Annotated in this window: 14 protein-coding genes; 10 read left to right on the forward strand and 4 right to left on the reverse strand. The window is 56.5% G+C overall.

The annotated features are described in order from the left end of the window. Positions 1-6: 6 nt before the first annotated feature. A complete protein-coding gene (locus ALB80_RS19495) occupies positions 7-834 on the forward strand; it encodes a CpsD/CapB family tyrosine-protein kinase (protein ID WP_050605774.1) in 828 nt (275 codons plus the stop codon). Next, positions 815-1,684, forward strand: a complete 870-nt coding sequence (locus ALB80_RS19500) for a glycosyltransferase family 2 protein (RefSeq protein WP_050605775.1) — start codon at positions 815-817, stop codon at positions 1,682-1,684. The genes ALB80_RS19495 and ALB80_RS19500 overlap by 20 nt, the downstream gene beginning before the upstream one ends. A 65-nt stretch (positions 1,685-1,749) precedes the next feature. Here ALB80_RS19500 and ALB80_RS19505 read toward each other — a convergent pair whose 3' ends face one another. Then, the gene (locus tag ALB80_RS19505; RefSeq protein WP_050605776.1) at positions 1,750-2,283 is read right to left on the reverse strand and encodes a VPLPA-CTERM sorting domain-containing protein; all 534 of its coding nucleotides are present in this window, start codon (positions 2,281-2,283) and stop codon (positions 1,750-1,752) included. A 917-nt stretch (positions 2,284-3,200) separates the two neighbouring features. Between ALB80_RS19505 and ALB80_RS19510 the strand changes: the two genes are divergently transcribed. Then, entirely contained in the window at positions 3,201-4,709 is a 1,509-nt protein-coding gene (locus tag ALB80_RS19510) for a hypothetical protein (protein ID WP_050605777.1), read from the forward strand. After that, entirely contained in the window at positions 4,706-5,731 is a 1,026-nt protein-coding gene (locus ALB80_RS19515; RefSeq protein WP_050605778.1) for a glycosyltransferase family 2 protein, read from the forward strand. Before ALB80_RS19510 ends, ALB80_RS19515 begins: the two co-directional genes overlap by 4 nt. A gap of 36 nt (positions 5,732-5,767) precedes the next feature. Here the strand turns inward: ALB80_RS19515 and ALB80_RS19520 are convergent, their stop codons facing one another. The 3 genes from ALB80_RS19520 to ALB80_RS19530 all read right to left on the reverse strand — a co-directional run bounded on the left by ALB80_RS19520 (position 5,768) and on the right by ALB80_RS19530 (position 10,416). Next, entirely contained in the window at positions 5,768-6,577 is an 810-nt protein-coding gene (locus ALB80_RS19520) for an FkbM family methyltransferase (RefSeq protein ID WP_050605779.1), read from the reverse strand. A 65-nt stretch (positions 6,578-6,642) separates the two neighbouring features. Then, on the reverse strand, positions 6,643-8,607 hold the full coding sequence (locus ALB80_RS19525; RefSeq protein WP_157054277.1) for a hypothetical protein: 1,965 nt from the start codon (positions 8,605-8,607) through the stop codon (positions 6,643-6,645). 324 nt (positions 8,608-8,931) lie between these two features. Then, complete coding sequence (locus ALB80_RS19530) at positions 8,932-10,416, reverse strand: NAD(P)/FAD-dependent oxidoreductase (RefSeq protein ID WP_253276932.1); 1,485 nt, start codon at positions 10,414-10,416, stop codon at positions 8,932-8,934. 671 nt (positions 10,417-11,087) lie between these two features. On the opposite strand from ALB80_RS19530, the gene rfbF reads away from it, so the two are divergent. From rfbF to ALB80_RS19565, 6 genes are all read left to right on the forward strand, one after another. After that, entirely contained in the window at positions 11,088-11,861 is a 774-nt protein-coding gene (gene rfbF / locus ALB80_RS19540; protein ID WP_050605783.1) for a glucose-1-phosphate cytidylyltransferase, read from the forward strand. Continuing rightward, positions 11,843-12,937, forward strand: coding sequence for a CDP-glucose 4,6-dehydratase (rfbG, locus tag ALB80_RS19545; protein ID WP_157054278.1), 1,095 nt, complete (start codon positions 11,843-11,845; stop codon positions 12,935-12,937). The genes rfbF and rfbG overlap by 19 nt, the downstream gene beginning before the upstream one ends. Further along, entirely contained in the window at positions 12,934-14,175 is a 1,242-nt protein-coding gene (locus tag ALB80_RS19550) for a class I SAM-dependent methyltransferase (protein WP_050605785.1), read from the forward strand. Before rfbG ends, ALB80_RS19550 begins: the two co-directional genes overlap by 4 nt. After that, positions 14,175-15,050 (forward strand): NAD(P)-dependent oxidoreductase, encoded by an 876-nt coding sequence (locus ALB80_RS19555; RefSeq protein ID WP_050605786.1) that lies wholly within the window; start codon positions 14,175-14,177, stop codon positions 15,048-15,050. Before ALB80_RS19550 ends, ALB80_RS19555 begins: the two co-directional genes overlap by 1 nt. After that, entirely contained in the window at positions 15,047-15,448 is a 402-nt protein-coding gene (locus ALB80_RS19560) for a GtrA family protein (protein WP_050605787.1), read from the forward strand. Before ALB80_RS19555 ends, ALB80_RS19560 begins: the two co-directional genes overlap by 4 nt. Before the next feature lie 104 nt (positions 15,449-15,552). After that, positions 15,553-17,589 carry a B12-binding domain-containing radical SAM protein gene (locus ALB80_RS19565; protein ID WP_050605788.1) on the forward strand — a complete coding sequence of 679 codons (2,037 nt, stop codon included), beginning with the start codon at positions 15,553-15,555 and terminating at the stop codon, positions 17,587-17,589. Positions 17,590-17,596: the final 7 nt, after the last annotated feature.

The following is a 17,596-nucleotide window of genomic DNA, read 5'->3' on the forward strand; positions in this document are numbered from 1 at the left end:
ACTGTAATGGAACGTCTTCAGCAGGCGATTCAGAAAGCCCGTGAGGCGCGCGACAGTCGCCAACCACAACCTCTGCCGTTGACTGACGAGCAGCGCCATGTTCCTGAGACGAATGCAGATGAGGATATCTGGCTGTCGGTACCAGAGATCAAAATTGAGTCACGCCTAATATCCCGCAGCCGCCTGATGTCATATCGTGGCGGGCCCAGTGCAACGCCCTATGACATGCTGCGAACCAAGATGTTACAGCAGATCCAGTCCAACGGCTGGCGCCGTGTGGCCATCACGTCGCCTTACAGCGGGTGCGGCAAGAGTACGACAGCAGCGAATCTGGCCTTTAGCCTGGGACGGCAGGAAGATCTGCGGACGATAGTGATAGATTTCGACATGCGACGCCGGGGGTTAGCCGAGATTCTGCAACAATCGGGCAAGTACAGCATGGCGGACGTCATTCAGGGGAACGTGCCTTTTCATGAGCATGCTCTGCGCCACGGGGAAAACGTGATTTTCGGCCTGAACTACACGCCGACACGCAACCCGGCCGAGATTCTGCAAAGCAAGCGGATGATCGAGACACTGGAGCAGATCGAAGCCGAATACAAACCTGATATCATGTTGTTCGACACACCGCCGCTGATGGCGAGCGACGACAGTCACGGGTTCCTGAGAAATGTCAATTGTGCCCTGCTTCTGGCAGCCGCAGAAGAGACCAGCATCGACCACATCGATGTTGCCGAGCAGCAGTTGGCAGAGCTGACAAAGGTCATGGGGATCGTGTTGAACAAATGCCGTTACATCAGCGGGGCATTCGGCCATGAGTACGGCAGCTACTGACGCGGTCATTATTCCCCACTACAACGATCTGCCCAGGCTGCAGAGATGCCTTCAGGCCCTCAGAGAGAATGACCTGACGGCGACGGAAGTTGTTGTTGTCGATAATGCATCCCCCGTTTCGTTGGACGGCATACAGCGGGCCTTTCCCGAGGTGTGCTTTGTGGTGGAGCCCCAGAAAGGCGCGGCCCATGCCCGTAATCGCGGCGTGGCGGAAACTACTGCGTCACGGCTGTTCTTCATCGATGCGGATTGTGTTCCCGCGCCGGACTGGCTCACAGTCGGGCGCCGAATTGCGGACCACGCCGATCTGATTGGCGGGCGGGTCGATGTCTTTGACGAAACCCCGCCCCCACGCAATGGCGCCGAGGCGTTCGAGGCGGTGTTTGCCTTCAACTTTCGCCGCTATATCGAGGTGCAGGGGTTTTCCGGTGCGGGCAACCTGCTGACCCGGCGCGATGTGTTTGATGCAATCGGCGGATTCATCAACGGCGTATCGGAAGATCGCGAATGGACCATGCGCGCGGTCGCCCGGGGCTACAGTCTGATTTACGAAGACACGTTTCAGGTCAGCCACCCATCGCGGCAGGATTGGCCCGCCCTCAGGGCGAAATGGCGTCGCACGACACAAGAGGCCTATCAGTTGAACGGAACAGATGCTGTTGCACGGCTTCGATGGGCGTTTCGCGGACTGGCCATGCCCGCCAGTGCGATCGCACATACTCCCAAGGTTTTATCCAGCAACAAACTCACGTCACCTGGCGAGGTTCTGCGAGCGACATCCACGTTGTTCAGGCTCAGATGTCAGCGGATGGTCTGGATGCTGCGTCAGGCTGCTGGCGGCAATATCTGAATAACCCAAAAGAAAAGGGACCGCACTGCGGCCCCTCATCCAGAAAGGTCAAGTTACTGTTTTGCTCAGGCCATCTTGCGGCGGCGTGTCAACGCCAAACCACCCAGCGCGGTCAGCAACAGAAGACCACCGGCAGGCAGCGGAACCGCCGATACGTCAAAGTCAAACGTAATCGGGCCACCGTTTGCCGACTGTGAATCAGCCCAGCTGAACACCAGGTTCTGGCTCAGGCTATTCGGTGCTACGCTGCTGAAGAGCGTACGGAGCGTTGTCTGAATGCCGCCCAGAATTGAGGTCGATGCCAGAACGTTGCCAGGATTGGCCGCATCGACCCAGCTCATTGTCAGACCGGTGAACGTGCCCAGCACGTTGATTGTAACAGATGCGTTCGCGGTCGCTTTAAGCGGATCAAGCGGTGATGTGAAGTTCACCGAATACATGCCGGGGCCACCATTGGTGCCGACAGTACCGATAAAAAGATTATCAGACTTAATGTCATAACTGTTGTTAGGCTGGACCACGGTCAGCGCGCTGGCTGATCCTGTCATCACTACGGCAGCGAAAAGCGCCGCAGCCATCATTTTCAAAGATTTGAGCATAAATTCCCACCCTCGACCTTTTTGCACACACAATTTACACGCATCTATAGCGTGAACTCTAACTCTCTAAATGTTTACTTTATCTTTACCCTCTTGCGAAGACTTTTTTGAAAAAATGCGGCAATTTTGGGGCATTAGGGTGCTTCATGAGGTGCAATAAGGGCATAATATTGAGTTTGTTTCCGATCTGGTGACGAATCTAGCGCGAATCCGGCTTTTGCGAGGCGCGCCGACCTGAGGTCATCTTATTTTGAGGCAACCCTCAGGATCAGGCTTTTGCGATTTTTGTGAATAGGAAACAATGCCATTTGTATGTCGATATTGTATGCTTCCAATGCCTTCCTGAACCTTTGTCATGCGCATCTGGCGGGGAAAAAGCACTTAAGCAGGGAACCGGCCATATTTCTCCTTCGGTGCTTGGGAAGATTCGTGTAGCGTTGAGCCGTTATTATGAGAAGTTCAGGCACGCATTCTCTATCGGAATTTACCGTTTAGTCGTTTGTTTGTAGTGCCCGCCTGTTAACGAGGAGATGTTGCGAATGGGGGTTGGCCAGAACATAACCGCAGACAATGCACACTGGACCTTTGGGGGTAATGTTCCCGATACTTTTGTCGACCACATCAAGCTGTCCGTGCCGCTTTATGAAATGGGCCATGGCCTGATTTGCCAAGTTTCGGATTTCTTGGCGCAATTTTGAGCCGGAACCGAGGCGAGATGAGCCTGTCTATGGCCTGATTGACGGAGGCAACCAAGAACGCTGATGAACGCGTCCGATTTCAATCCCAACGACATGAGATTCAATTCAAAGCGGCGTCAGTCGGCTGGACAACACAGGTGGCGCTGGAAGACGGGATGAAAGTGGCAATTGCATATTTCCAGCGCACGGTATTGGGAATGAAGGAGCTGTAGGACAGCAATGACTGCGAAGTACGCGTCCCAAGAATCGCCCCGATGGCTCAGAGGGATTCTGCTGTTTGCTGCGACAGTAATCGTCTGTCTGGCGGTTCTGATTATCAATCGCGGACCACTCTTCTATTTTGACACTGGAAGTTATTTTAAGCAGGGCGATGCGGCGCTGTCCCTGATCTCGCCTATGTCAGAAGATTCCGGAAAAGAGATCGGGACAGGTCACGCTCGGACAGAAGAGGCCGGTGAAAAGGACCAGACAACCGTAGGCTCACGCTCAATGGCCTATGCGCTGCTGGTTGCTGCATTCTGGCGCGCCGATGCATTGGGCGGGGTTGCGGGCGCCCATCTGGCGATGCTGCTGCTTGCGGTCTGGTTAGCCATGCGGGTGCTGCAACGTACCGCGCAGACAGGGCGCAGCACGCTTCAGCTGGTGAGCATTCCACTGTTGGCCGCCTCGACGACCGCGCTGCCTTTCTATGTCGCCTATGTCATGCCGGACATTTTCACATCGGTGATGCTGATCCTGATTGCGGCGGTTGTTGTCGCGGGCCGTTACATGCATCCGCTGGAATGGCTGGGGGCGCTGGCGCTGGCCGGCTTTGCCATTGTGCTGCACCCTTCACATCTGGGGATTGCCGTGCTGATGGTGCCCTTTGCCGTTCTGGCGGCCTTGCTGCGCCTTGGGCAGGGGCGGTGGCTTGCGGCAGCGTTTGTCACGGGGCTGGTCGTTCTGGCCATTGCCGAACGCAAGGCGTTCGAATTCGCGGCCGAGACCGTCACCAAAAAAGAGGTGCTTTACACCCCTCATATCACTGCGCGTCTGATTGTGGATGGTCCCGGACTGGCATATCTCAACGATGTGTGCCCCCGGGACGATCTGGCGACCTGCGCCCTGCATGAGGCGCTGTCCTGGTCCGATGACCCTTATCGCCTGACCGCCACCCATATCATTTTTGAACGCTCTGAAAACCTTGGATCCTTCCGGTTGATGCCAATCGAGGATCAGCAGGCCGTGGCCGCCGAACAGCGTGCCTTCTTCCTGAAAGTTCTGGCGGCGCGTCCCTTTGGCACAATCTTGGCCCTTGGCGGCAATGCGGCAGAGCAGCTGGGCATGAACAGCATCAGGATGACCATCCCGAACGAGGCTGTCATCCGAAATGCGAAATCGCTTTCGGGGCTGCCCGAGGCGCAGCTGGCGGTTCTCGACAATATTGTTCTGACCCGCGATCAGCCCTGGCTGCACCCGGTCAATTCCATCCACGCGACGATTTATCTGATCTCGGCGATTGTCGTGATTGGATTGCTGCTGTGGCCCGGACGGGTTGCCCCGCCGCTGAAACTGTTTGCGCTGTTCATCCTGATCGGAGTTGCCGTCAATGCACTGGTTTGCGGCGGTGTTTCACAACCCGCGGACCGCTATGGTGCACGCGTGATGTGGCTGCTGCCCTTTACGGCTGCCTTTCTTCTTGTTCAGCGGACAGGACCGCCGCACGCCACTGCCGGAGACCCCACGTGACTTCAGACCAATCCCTTTCCATCAGCGTGATCATGCCCGCCTACAATGCGGAACATCTGCTGCCCCGCGTCCTGCCCCCATTAATTGAAATGCTGCATACCGATCAGGTGCAGCAGGTTCTGGTGGTGGATGACCAGTCCCCCGACAGCACCGCCGCACTGGCGCGCGAGATGGGGGCAACCGTCCTGACCACACCAGTCAATGGCGGCCCCGGCGCTGCCCGCAATCTGGCCGCGCAACAGGCCACGGGCGATATCCTGTGGTTTGTGGATTCAGACGTCATCGCATGGCCGGACGGACCGGAACATATTCGCCGGGCGATGTCCGAAGACAATGTGGGTGCCGTATTCGGATCTTATGACGATGCCCCGGACGGGCAGGCGTGGTTTTCGCGCTACAAGAACCTTCTGCACCGCTATCACCATCAGCGCGCGCAGCGCGAGGCACACACCTTCTGGGCCGGTTGCGGTGCCATCCGGCGCGACGTGTTTCTTGAGGTCGATGGGTTCGATGTGAAAACCTATGAGGTCCCCTCGATCGAGGATATCGAACTGGGCTATCGGATCGCGGCCACCGGTCGTCGCATCCTGATTGAGCCGCTTTTACAGGGCAAGCATCTGAAAGTCTGGACCATCCGCAACAGCCTGAGCACGGATATATTCTGCCGCGCCCTGCCCTGGGCCCGGCTGATGATCTCGCGCGAGGGGCTGACAGATGACCTGAACACTTCAATGGCCGAGCGGGCGCGGGCCGCAATTGCAGGGCTGTTGCTGCTGTCGCTTCTGGCCCTGCCGTTCTGGCCGGGGACCTGGCCCCTGCCCCTGCTGGTGCTGGCGGCGGCTTTAGTCGCCAATCTGGATCTGGTTCGTGCCATGGCCGGGCATGGCGGGCCGTGGTTTGCGTTCAAATGCCTGCTCTACCATCAGGTCTATTACGTCTATTCCGCCACCGTCTATGTCTGGTGCCTGTTCGAATATCACGTCCTGGGGCAAAAGCAGAAACTGCGCGTCACGCGAAACTGACAGATCGCGTGACATGGCTGAGTAATCGGGTCGGGATCAGAACTTCTTGGCGGGCAGCTGCTCGAACGGCAGTTTCTCAATTTGATCGAAACGCGGGTTGCTTTCGTGCACATAGAACGTGTCGTAAAGCGAATTGCGCACGAAATGATACCCGTTGGCGAACAGCAGCTCGTTAAGCTCGGGCGTCGGGCGTTCGATTGTCATCGCCAGGAAGCGGTACTTGTCGAACGGGAAATTGCGCAAAATCCGCGTCTCTGACCCTTCGACATCCAGGCTGAAATAGTCGATATCCTTTGGCGCGTCATAGCGGTCGAATACCTCATCCAGAGGCACGGCTTCTACAGTGACAACCTTGCCCTTCTCGCGGAACCTGGCCAGTTTCGCGGCGCGGCGCTCAGTCATGTTGTCGGCTTCATCCACCAGCAGACTGCTGCGTTGGCCGTCGATCATGAATTCCAGCTGGCCGGGTTCGGGGTCGACGGCCAGCGGGACTGGCGTGGCCGAACGATGATGCCAGTTGGTAATCTTGTTGTAATTGACAGGGTTGGGTTCAATCAACAGTCCAGTCCAGCCATAATGCTTTTCCAGGGCAAAGGTGTTGGAATCGGAAAACCCGTCTGCGGCGCCCAATTCGACAAAAAAACCGTTGCGCTTGCCGTTATAGACTTCGTTGATCACCCACATATCCTGCCCACGGTCCGAGACCTGCTTGGGCAGGTAGCCAAGATTGTTCATGGCAAAACGACGGCTGAAATTCCGGGTGCTGACCACACCGATATAAGCGAAATAGGCTGGCTTCTGGAGGAGTGGATAGGTTTCAACCAGCTTGGTGAGATTCTGCTTCATAAAGTTCTCCACTTAACCGCCCGCTTTTGGCTTTTCGGGCAAAAACATTGTTGCACAGACATCGGCTACCTTAACCCTGCAATTTTCGCGATATCCCACACCGGATACAGCGTTTCGCGCGTTCCACGTCCGAAAATTGTGTCAAATGGCACATGATAGGCACGCGCAATGCTGATCGGAACGTTGGTGTTCCCAAGGTCGCTTTCGTAAGCAGCCCGATCACGTACCACCAGGACCCGACCTTCGACCACTTCGCCGATCATGACCTCTCCGTCTTGCAGAGGTTCGGATGCGGGACGGATGAAATAGTCCGCGACAGTGTCGTCCGGTGCGGGCATTCCGGCATGCACATAAACCGAGAGCCCACCGGCCATAAAGCGGTTTTCAAGCTCGGCCTGTGTCCAGATCGGCGGGAAGGCTTCACCGAGTAGCGCCTGCACGACGCGCATCTCGTCCAGATCAGGAAACGGGGCGGTCTCGGTTTCAATAGCAATGCGATACCCCAAGTCCCGCGTCAGGGTGAACGGGCGCAAGGTTTCCGGCCAGCTGATCCAGGCGCTGACCGCCAGCCCGGTCAGAGCACCGACCAGAGACGGTGCAGGCGCAGCCTGAACCGGGCGCAGGCGCCAGAAAATGATCAGCGGAATGACTGCGGCGGGTGCGAAATGATGCGGCAGGATGCGATAGGCCTGAACATAGAAAAACAGAACATAGGCGATAACGGTCAGGGTCAGGGCTTTGGACAATTTGTCCTGCCAGCGCCACGCCAGCAACGCGAGACCGGGCAATATTCCGCAAGGCAGCAGCCAGAACAGGAACCGTCCGGTGTCAAAGATCGTGACGAACCGTAGGCGCCGCAGGATGCTGCCCGTGTTGAACTCACTGGACACACTTGTCAGCCCCGACGACCGCAGCACCATTTCAAGTAGCGATGCCAGGATCACGACGCCAACGGCGATCATTCCTCCGACGATCACCTGCCGGAACGGTAAGGGCCGGGTCAGCAGAAAATAGGAAATCAGGAAGAAACCAATCAGCAGAATACCGTTCGGGGCGGCCAGCAACGCCAGCGTGGACACAACCGCCATCCAGCCAAATCTCTGCTCGGTAAAGAACAGGATATAGCCCAACACCCCCAGCAGAATCATCGGCTCGCGGGTCATGGGCAGGGCGATATCAGCAAAATACGGATTGTAGGACGGATTGAACGCCATCACGAAGGAAAACAGCAACAGCGCAGCCCCAAGCCCTAGAACGGAGCGTGCATCAGTACGCCTGTCCGGGGTGCGTACGAAACCCAGCATGACCCCAAACAGGATCGAAAGACCGGGCAGATAGGCCAGGCGAATGGAAACTTCGTAAGGCCCAAAGAACCGCATAAACCCGGTTTGCAGGAAGGTCTCCGTCACCATCTTCGGGGTCGGATAGTCACCGATCGCCCCGGACTCCGGTGGCCAGAACGGCAGGCCTCGGGTTACAAACAGCATCGCGTTCAGGAAACTGTGTGCGCCGTCATCATTCAGCGCCTCCCAATAGAACTTGGGCGACATCAGGATCAGTACCGCCAATGGCAGCAGGATCATACCGGCGACATCCCATCCCCTGCCCTGGAAGATATCCGGATTGGATCGGGCCGAGATCAGGCCAATGCCGGGCAGGCAGAGCAGAACGCTCAGAAAAGTGAAAGCCACCCCAGTCGTGGGAATGCCACTGATGGCCTGTACCGCAGCCGCGGCGGCGGGTACACCAAACAGGGAAAACGTGAATCCCTTGAGCAGCCAGTGTTCGAAACGATCCCCGGGTGTTGCAATTCCCAATGCCAAAAGCAGGCCCGGTGCAACAAACAACGCTGATGCCGACATAACCGCCAACGGCACCCAGATATACAAAAACAGCACTTCACTTGCGATGAAGTAGGGCGAGGCACCATCTGCCAGCGCCGATTTTGCCGCCAGTATCGCCGCAACTTCCTGACCAGCCAGCACAATGCCAGTTAGTACAATCAGGAATATTGAAAGCCGCAATACCATCACGTCATATACAAACTCATCAAAATACAGCAGTCGCCAAGCGTACAGTAAAAACCATATTGTTTTCCTGCTGAATGTAGGCTTCTTCAATCAACCGATTTACTGATACCATGTAATTCTCGTCAGGTTGCGTGTTTTGTGCCAGCCGGATGGATTGCAGTCACAATGCGGCATCAATACAGAAAATCTGTTTTCATTGACGGAATTGAGGAAACAAATAACCTGCGTCCGTTTCATGTGCATTTCAGACCGTCTGGCAGGCATGGCCAACTCAAGTCACTCTGAACCCGCAAATGCGCAGCCCCGGGGGCTGAAGGTCAGGGATCAGAGTGCGGTGCTTTTGCGGAAAGCCTTCTTATCAGCCGACTTCTCCTTGGTGTCGGCTTCGAACTCCTCGTGATAGGACCGTTCGACATTCACATCCCACACATCATGGTTCTCACCCATGATATTGCGGGCAGCATACATCGCCGACAGCATCGAGTGATCCTGATTGTTGTAGCGGTGCAGACCATTGCGACCGACAGTTTGGAAGTTCTCGAGCGTCTTCAGCCAGCTGCTGACCGTGTCCAGAGCATCCTTGTACTCGCTGTCATAGACTGGATAAGCCTTGGGCTGTCGGATAACCGCACAATCAATAACATCACCGGCCTTGGCCAAACCGAGTTTTTCAAGCTCTTCACTGGCAAGATGCTTGAGATCCTCGTCAGCGGATGACCACAACCCGTCACCTTTCTGGCAGAAATACTCCATCCCGATCGACGCGGTGTTCTGATCGGGCAGCATTTCCTTGGACCAGGCTCGGAAATTCTGGATACGACCAACCTTCACCTTGGGGCTGTGGATGTAGATCCAGTTGTCCGGGAACGGGTCAGCATGATCCAGAATCAGGGTCACGATCAGGAAATCGCGATACCGCAGACGGTCTGCCGCCTCGACAACCTCGGGCGGCGGCGGCGGATCAAAAGCGTGGATCAGATCGCGCACCGCCATGGAATTGATGAACTCCGTGCCTTCCACCTTCTCAATGTGTTTTTCGCCGTCTTCCGTCCAGTGACGAACATCAATCGAGGTGACCCGGCTGCCCTCGCGGTTTACCTTGATCACTTCGGAACGGGTTTCGACCGACCCGCCTTGTTCCTTGATCAGATCCTGGGTCTTTTCCCACATCATACCAGGCCCGAGGCGGGGATACTGGAATTCCTCAATCAGGCTGGCCGTGTCATTTGCGCCCGAAATCGCGTTCCAGACTGCTTTGGGCAAAGACAGGTTCTTGATCCGCTGCGCAGCCCAGTCCGCCCGGATTTCCGAGGGCGGGATACCCCAGACTTTCTTGGTGTAGCTGTGGAAGAAATGCATATAGAGCCGCCCGCCAAAGCGGTTGATTACCCATTCTTCAAAGGTATCTTCCTGCGGCTTGGGCCGCAGCTTCCATTTGATGAAGCTGCCGATGATCTTATAGGTCTCATAAGGGCCGATATTGCCCAAAGCGTTGAAGATACGCAGCGGATAATCATAAAATTTGTTACGGTAGAAGATGCGGCTCAGGCGTTGCACGGTGATAAAGTCATCGCCCATCACCTCGTGCCACATATCCTCGACTTCCTGCACCTTGGTGAAAAACCGGTGCCCGCCAATGTCGAAGCGGTAGCCTTTATGCGTTTCGGTTCGCGAAATGCCCCCCACCATATCCGAGGCCTCAAAAACCCGGGGAACATGCGTATCACTCAGCTTCTGGAGTTCGTAGGCGGCTGTCAGACCCGCTGGCCCACCCCCTATAACTACGACTGGAACAATATTTTTTGGCAAATCACTAACATCCATACAAAAACCCTTATCTCACGGTACAAGAGGTTATTGTCGATTCACAACAAATTCCTAATGGCCCTTCAAAAGGAATGCTTGCCCGCCATTTCTATCCCCCTGTGCAGGGCGAAATGGAAGCATGGGTAAGCAGGCACTGACAGCGCCTGAACCCAAAGACCCGGACCGCCTGGAAGCCTCGATCACCTCTCCTGAAAACGGGTTTCCGGCTTGCAGGGAACACAATCGCGGGTACCTTCCAGACAGCGGATGAGGCTTTCAACGTATTGAATAGTAAAACAGTTATTCATCTTGAAAACCGCCTTTCCACGTTTCGAAATCACCATTGTCAAACCCAAAACGCTGCTGCAACGGGCACCATGTCTCTGACCCACCGCGCCATCCATTCGCGCCGCAGAATGTGTTACGATCTGCCCATAGCTCTGACGCGGGGGGGGGCATCAACAATACCCGCTCATCCATCATATTGTGCATACGCGGGTGCCAGAGCGCCCGGAAATCGGATGCATCATAACTCGGAACCTTGTGAATCTTGACATGGGCGAACCGCTCCCGTCCTACTGCTTGCGAGTGTTTGTAGGATCAAGTCACGCCGGGTCCGGGTTCAGGACCTGAAAATTGGTGGCTGGCTTCGTTGTTAACGAGGGAGCAATTTTATGAAGTGCGTTATTCTGGCCGGTGGTTTAGGCACCCGGCTTAGCGAAGAAACCGTCAGGATACCGAAACCCATGGTCGAGATCGGGGGAAAACCGATCATCTGGCATATCATGAAGATTTATGCAGCCCATGGCATTACCGATTTCATCGTCTGCCTTGGCTACAAGGGCTACGTTATCAAGGAATATTTCGCAAATTTCTTCCTGCACAGCTCGGACGTCACGATCGATCTGGCCAATGGCGGACTTGAGATTGCAAACAGTAAATCGGAACCGTGGCGCGTGACGCTGGTCGATACCGGAGACAACAGCCAGACTGGCGGACGACTGAAGCGGGTCATACCTCTTGTCAAAGACGAAGAGGCGTTTTGCCTGACCTATGGCGACGGCGTCGGCAATATCGACATCCGGACCGGGATCGATTTTCACCAGAGCCACGGCAAACTTGCAACCGTCACGGCAGTTCCTCCTCCTCGCCGCTTTGGCCAACTTGAATTGCAGAACCGTCAGGTTCTGAATTTCTCGGAAAAGCCTGTCGGCGACGGTGGATTGATCAATGGCGGATTCTTCGTGCTGTCCCCCAAAGTGGGAGACTACATCAATGACGACAATACCGCATGGGAACGCGCGCCCTTGATGAATCTGACGCGCGATGGTGAATTGATGGCCTTCGAACACAAGGGTTTCTGGCAGCCCATGGACACTATTCGTGAACGCCAGGAACTGGATGAGCACTGGGCCACAGGCAATGCGCCGTGGAAAATCTGGGAATGAGTGCGGGCGCGTTTTCTGGACGCAGGGTGTTTGTAACCGGGCATACCGGTTTCAAAGGGGCCTGGTTGGCGGCGTGGCTGGCCGAAAGCGGTGCCGAAGTGACCGGCTATGCACATGCGCCCGAAACCGACCCAAGTCTCTGGGCTTTGCTGGATCAGAGCAAAATACGATCGATCATTGGTGATCTGAATGACCGATCGACATTGGACCATGCCATAGCCGAGGCTGACCCGGAATTCGTGTTTCACCTGGCCGCGCAATCCCTGGTACGGCGCTCATATCGAACGCCGGTTGATACGTTCGCCACCAACGTTCTGGGTACGGTTCAGCTTTTGGATGCCCTGCGCGCTGCTCCAAACCTGCGCGCAGTTGTCGTCGCAACTTCTGACAAGGCCTACGAGAATGTCGAACAGGTCTGGGGATATCGCGAAACCGACCCGATGGGTGGGCATGACCCTTATTCTGCATCGAAAGGTGCGACCGAGATAGCCGTCGCGGCGATGCGGCGCAGCTATTATTCACCAGATGCCGCCGATCCACATCCAGCTCGAGTTGCCAGCGCGCGCGCAGGCAATGTCATTGGCGGCGGCGACTGGGCTGAGGATCGATTGCTTCCCGATATCGTGCGTGGCTGCCTGAGCGACGAGGGGCGCGTCGTGCTGCGCCATCCCGGCGCGATCCGCCCCTGGCAACATGTGCTTGAACCCCTGAGAGGGTACATGATGCTGGCACAGCAGCTGGAGCAAAGCGACGCGTTTGCTCAAGGCTGGAACTTTGGCCCCGAACGCGACGATGAGCGCCCGGTTCTGGATGTGGCGCAGGCCGTCATCAAAGCGCTTGGGCAGGGCCGGATCGAGGTCGATACCCCGGCAGATACTCCACATGAGGCCAATATGCTCCGGCTGGACGTATCGCAGGCGCGTGCAACGCTTGGCTGGCGTCCGGTTCTAAGCTTCGCGGACACCGTGAGACTGACAGCGGACTGGTATGCAGGCTGGGCCCGGGGCACACCGCCCGCCGAGCTGTGTCGTGCACAGATCGCCGAGTTTGAAACCATAAGTCAGGGGCAGACATGACTGGCGCACCTCATTCCACTTGCCGCCATTGCGGCGCGAGCCTTGAGATGACGCTCGTCGATCTCGGGCTGTCCCCTCTGGCCAACTCCTATGTTGATCCCGCACAGGCAGACACCCCGGACCCGGTTTATCCGTTGCATGCCCGCGTCTGTACGGAATGCTGGCTGGTCCAGGTGGACGACGCCGTACCCGCCGAAGAGATCTTTTCAACCGATTACGCTTACTTTTCCAGCTTCTCGGACAGTTGGCTGGCCCATTGCCGGGATTACGTGGAACAAATGATCAAGCGGTTCGATCTCGGGTCAGACGATCTGGTGATCGAGATTGCCTCGAATGACGGGTATCTGTTGCAGTATTTCGTTGAAAAGGGCATTCCGGTGCTGGGGATTGAGCCGTCGGGTAATGTCGCTGCCGCCGCAGAAAAGAGAGGCGTGCGTACGCTGGTCGACTATTTCGGCGATACGCTGGCCCAAAAGGTGGCCAAAACCGAGAAACCTCCGGCGCTGATTGCTTCGGCCAATGTTCTGGCGCATGTGCCCGATATCAACGATTTTGTTGCCGGCATCTCCACCCTGCTGACAGGTGATGCGGTCTATACGGTCGAATTCCCGCACCTTCTGAACCTGATCAAAAGTGTCCAGTTCGACACGATCTATCACGAACATTACTCCTATCTGTCACTGTTGGCGGTCGAGACAATCTTTGCCAAGGTGGGCCTGCGTGTGTTTGACGTTGAAGAGCTGCCAACCCATGGCGGATCACTGCGGGTGTTCGCCTGTCTTGAAGGGGCCAGCCACTCCGAAGGTTCTGGTGTGGCCAAGGTTCGCGCGGATGAGGCCGCGGCGCAGTTCGACCGGCCTGAGGGCTATATGAATTTCACCATTCAGGTCGAAGCACTGCGCGACGGATTGCTCGCCTTTCTGCGCGAAGCAAATGCCAGGGGTGACACCATTGCCGCCTATGGTGCCGCCGCCAAGGGCAACACGCTGTTGAATTATGCCGGGATCGGCCCCGATCTGATCTCTTACTGCGTTGATCGCAACCCGGCCAAACAGAACACGCTGCTGCCCGGCAGCCATATCCCCGTGCACGGGGTCGAAGCGCTGCGCGAGACGCCGCCGGATTACGTGTTGATCCTGCCCTGGAACATCCGGGACGAGGTCACGGATCAACTGTCCGGCCTGAAGGCGCACGGTACCCGGTTCGTGACCGCCGTGCCGGAGGTCAGGATCAGCTGATGGCACGGGTTCTGCTGACCGGCGCAACCGGATTGATCGGACGCGCGACAATCCCGGCTCTGACAGAGGCGGGCCATGAGGTGGTGACGCTGGGACGCAACACGGCAAGCGACATCACCTGCGATCTGCTGGACCCCAGTGCCACCACAACAGCTCTTGAAGCAACCCGCGCCAGCCATCTGGTTCATCTGGCCTGGCATGATGGCCCGCGCGACCGCTGGACTTCTGCGGCCAATCTGGCCTGGATGGCCGCTACGCTACATCTGGTGCGGGAATTCGCGCGAACAGGCGGCCAGCGCGCGGTCTGCGCCGGAAGCTGCGCCGAATATGACTGGTCAGTGCCGGACCTGACTGAAACAACGCCTTTGCGGCCACGCACCTTGTATGGCGCGGCCAAGGCCGGAACCGGTCTGGCGCTGTGTGCAGGACAGGGTTCGCTTGGCCTTTCACTGGCCTGGGCCCGCATCTTTTTTGTTTATGGATCGGGCGAACCGCCGGGGCGGTTGCTCGGCGATCTGATTTCGAATCTCAAAGCGGGTCAACCCGTAGATTGCACCGATGGCCTGCAGGAGCGCGACTTCCTGCATGTAGATGATCTGGCACGCGCTCTGTTACAACTGCTGGAGACGAATGTGACCGGCGCGGTCAATGTCGCCAGCGGCGCCGCAATCCCGGTTCGGGAACTCATTGAAGAGGTTGCGCAACAAATGCATCACCCCGACCTGATCCGACTGGGTGCGATCACGCGCGCAGCAGACGACCCTGCCCGGCTGGCAGCAGATGTGGGCCGGTTGCATGATGAGACTGGTTTCATTCCGAGGCATGACATCGCCTCGGGGATAGCAGAGGTTCTGCGGGCCGGAGAAGTGACATGAAAAAACATCTTATCCCCCGCGAGAAATCCTTCATGCGTTTCGCTTTGGTCGGAGTGTTGAATACGGCGTTCGGCTATGCGCTCTTTACTGCCCTCAATCTATTCGGCCTGCCACCACAGGTCGCGCTTGCGATCTCGTTTTCCGGCGGGGTTCTATGGAATTTCATGACTCATGCCCGGCTTGTATTTGGCACCAAGGGTTTTGGGCGCCTGCCGTTTTATGTGCTGTCCTACCTGTTGGTCTATGCATTCAACGCCTTGTCTCTGGAAGGGTTACTGTCCGCTGGCCTGCAACCGATCGTCGCGCAGGGGATACTTGTTTTACCCGCCGCCATTCTGGCCTTCATCCTGATTTCCCGGGTGTTGACAGATCGCTTTCCATGGCAACAGGAGGTGTAAAAAATGCTCGAATATTATATTCTGGCTTATAAGCCATTGAAGACCAAACCGACCACGGAGTCTGAAATTTGACATAAGAACTGTACCGCGAGGATAGTTAAATAATGCGTCTTTACCTTGCCGATCTCGGCCATAACCTCGTTACTGCAACATCGGACACCTATCCGCTGGGTGTCGGTAATCTTGCGACTTTCGCCCAGGCTTATGCAAAAAGCCCAACACCGATTGATGTTGCGATCTTCCGCGATCCCCAAGAGCTCAAAACTGCAATCGACACAGCTCCGCCCGATGTGATCGGCTTTTCCAGCTACTCCTGGAACCACCATCTGGCCTTGTCCTTTGCCGACTATGTGAAAACGATCAATCCCGACAGTCTGACCTTGATGGGCGGCCCCAATTTTCCACTGACCGAAGACGAACAGGAAAGCTGGATCCGGACCATGCCGCAGATCGACATGCATGTACGCGGCCCCACCTATGAGGGTGAGCGCGCCTTTCTGAGCACGTTGCAGCGTTTCATCGATGTCGGCACCCGTCGCGAAGGCATGTGGGAAGAGGCAGTCGATGGCGCGCTTTACGTCCACCCTCAAAGCGGTGAAATCCTGCGCGGGGGCGAACCGCCCCGCATTCGTGATCTGGACGAGATTCCGTCACCCTATCTTGCCGGATTCATGGACAAGTTCTTCGATACCGGCCTGTTTGCTTTGATGCAACTGGCACGCGGCTGTCCGTTCACCTGTGCCTTCTGCAACTCGGCGGTCAAATCGAATTCGAAAGTCTTCCGCCATTCGTTTGAACGCACCAAGGCCGATCTGGATTACATCGTGGCCCGCATCAACCATGCCAGCCCGCTGTGTTTTGCCGACGACAATTTCGGCATGTACGTGCAGGATGAAGAAGTGGCCGATTATCTGGGCCATCTGATGGACCGGTACGACTGGCCCAAATACATCCGCACAACCACGGGCAAGAACCGCGGCGACCGGATCATCAAGGTGATGCGCAAGGCCAAGGGCCGGTTGCCGATGACCTCGTCGGTTCAGTCTCTGAATCCGGAAGTTCTGAAGAACATCAAACGCGACAATATCAGCCTGGACACCTATACCGAGGTGCAACAGGAACTGCATTCAAAGGGTATGCAATCCTATGGCGAACTGATCCTGTGCATGCCCGGTGAAACCAGGGAATCCTTCATGGGTGCCGTCGATCAACTGATCGAAACCGGCGTCAGCCGGGTGGCTGCGCACCAGTTGATGCTGCTGCACGGCGCACCGCTGGCCAATCCCGACAGCCGCGAGAAGTTCGGTTTCAAAACGCTCCATCGCGTGGTTGCCCGGTGCCTGGGCCAATATACCGGTCCAACCGTGGTCGAGACCGAGGAAATGGTGGTCCAGTCCGAGAATTTCTCGTTCCAGGATTATCTGGACACCCGTGTTTTCCATCTGCTGCTGACGATCTTCTATTACGAAGACAATTTCGAAGAAGCCTTCCGGCTGGCGCGTTCTCTGGGCATCCGACCGTTTCAAATCATTGAGCATATGCAAAAGATTCTGGATCAGGCGCCGGAACCGTTCCGCAATGCGATGGCCGGTTATCTGGAAGAGAACCAGCAGGAGCTGTTTGAAACCCGCACCGAATGCGTGGCCTGGGCCCGGGAAAACTATGACAATCTGATCGACGGAGAACTTGGGGGCAATCTGCTCAGCAAATATTCGATGATTGGCCGGTTCATTGTGCTGGACGAAGCGCTTGCATTCCTGAAGCGGGCCATCTCGGACCTGCTGGACGAAGACGATCACAAAGCGCATGCGATGCTGGATACGATCATCAACTACTACAGTGCCGTGATGTTGCATGTGCCCTTCTCACAGAGCCTGGAGCACGAACCGGTCTGGAGCTCATCCTTTGATGTCGAGGCCTGGCGGAACTCGGGATATGAGGGTGCCCTGACCGATCATCAGTTCGACGCGCCACGCAAATTCCAGACGCAGGTCGACCAACGCGTAAAAACAACTCTGCTGTCCCGGATCGACACCTTTGGTGAACACGCTTCGGGACTGGGCCGGTTCACACGGACGATGTTTGCCAATGATTTCAGACGCGATTTCGTAGCGCTCGAAAACCAGCATGCGGCCGAATAGGCCCACG

It is taken from the genome of Ruegeria sp. 6PALISEP08 (assembly GCF_001238295.1).
Taxonomy (GTDB): Bacteria; Pseudomonadota; Alphaproteobacteria; order Rhodobacterales; family Rhodobacteraceae; genus Ruegeria.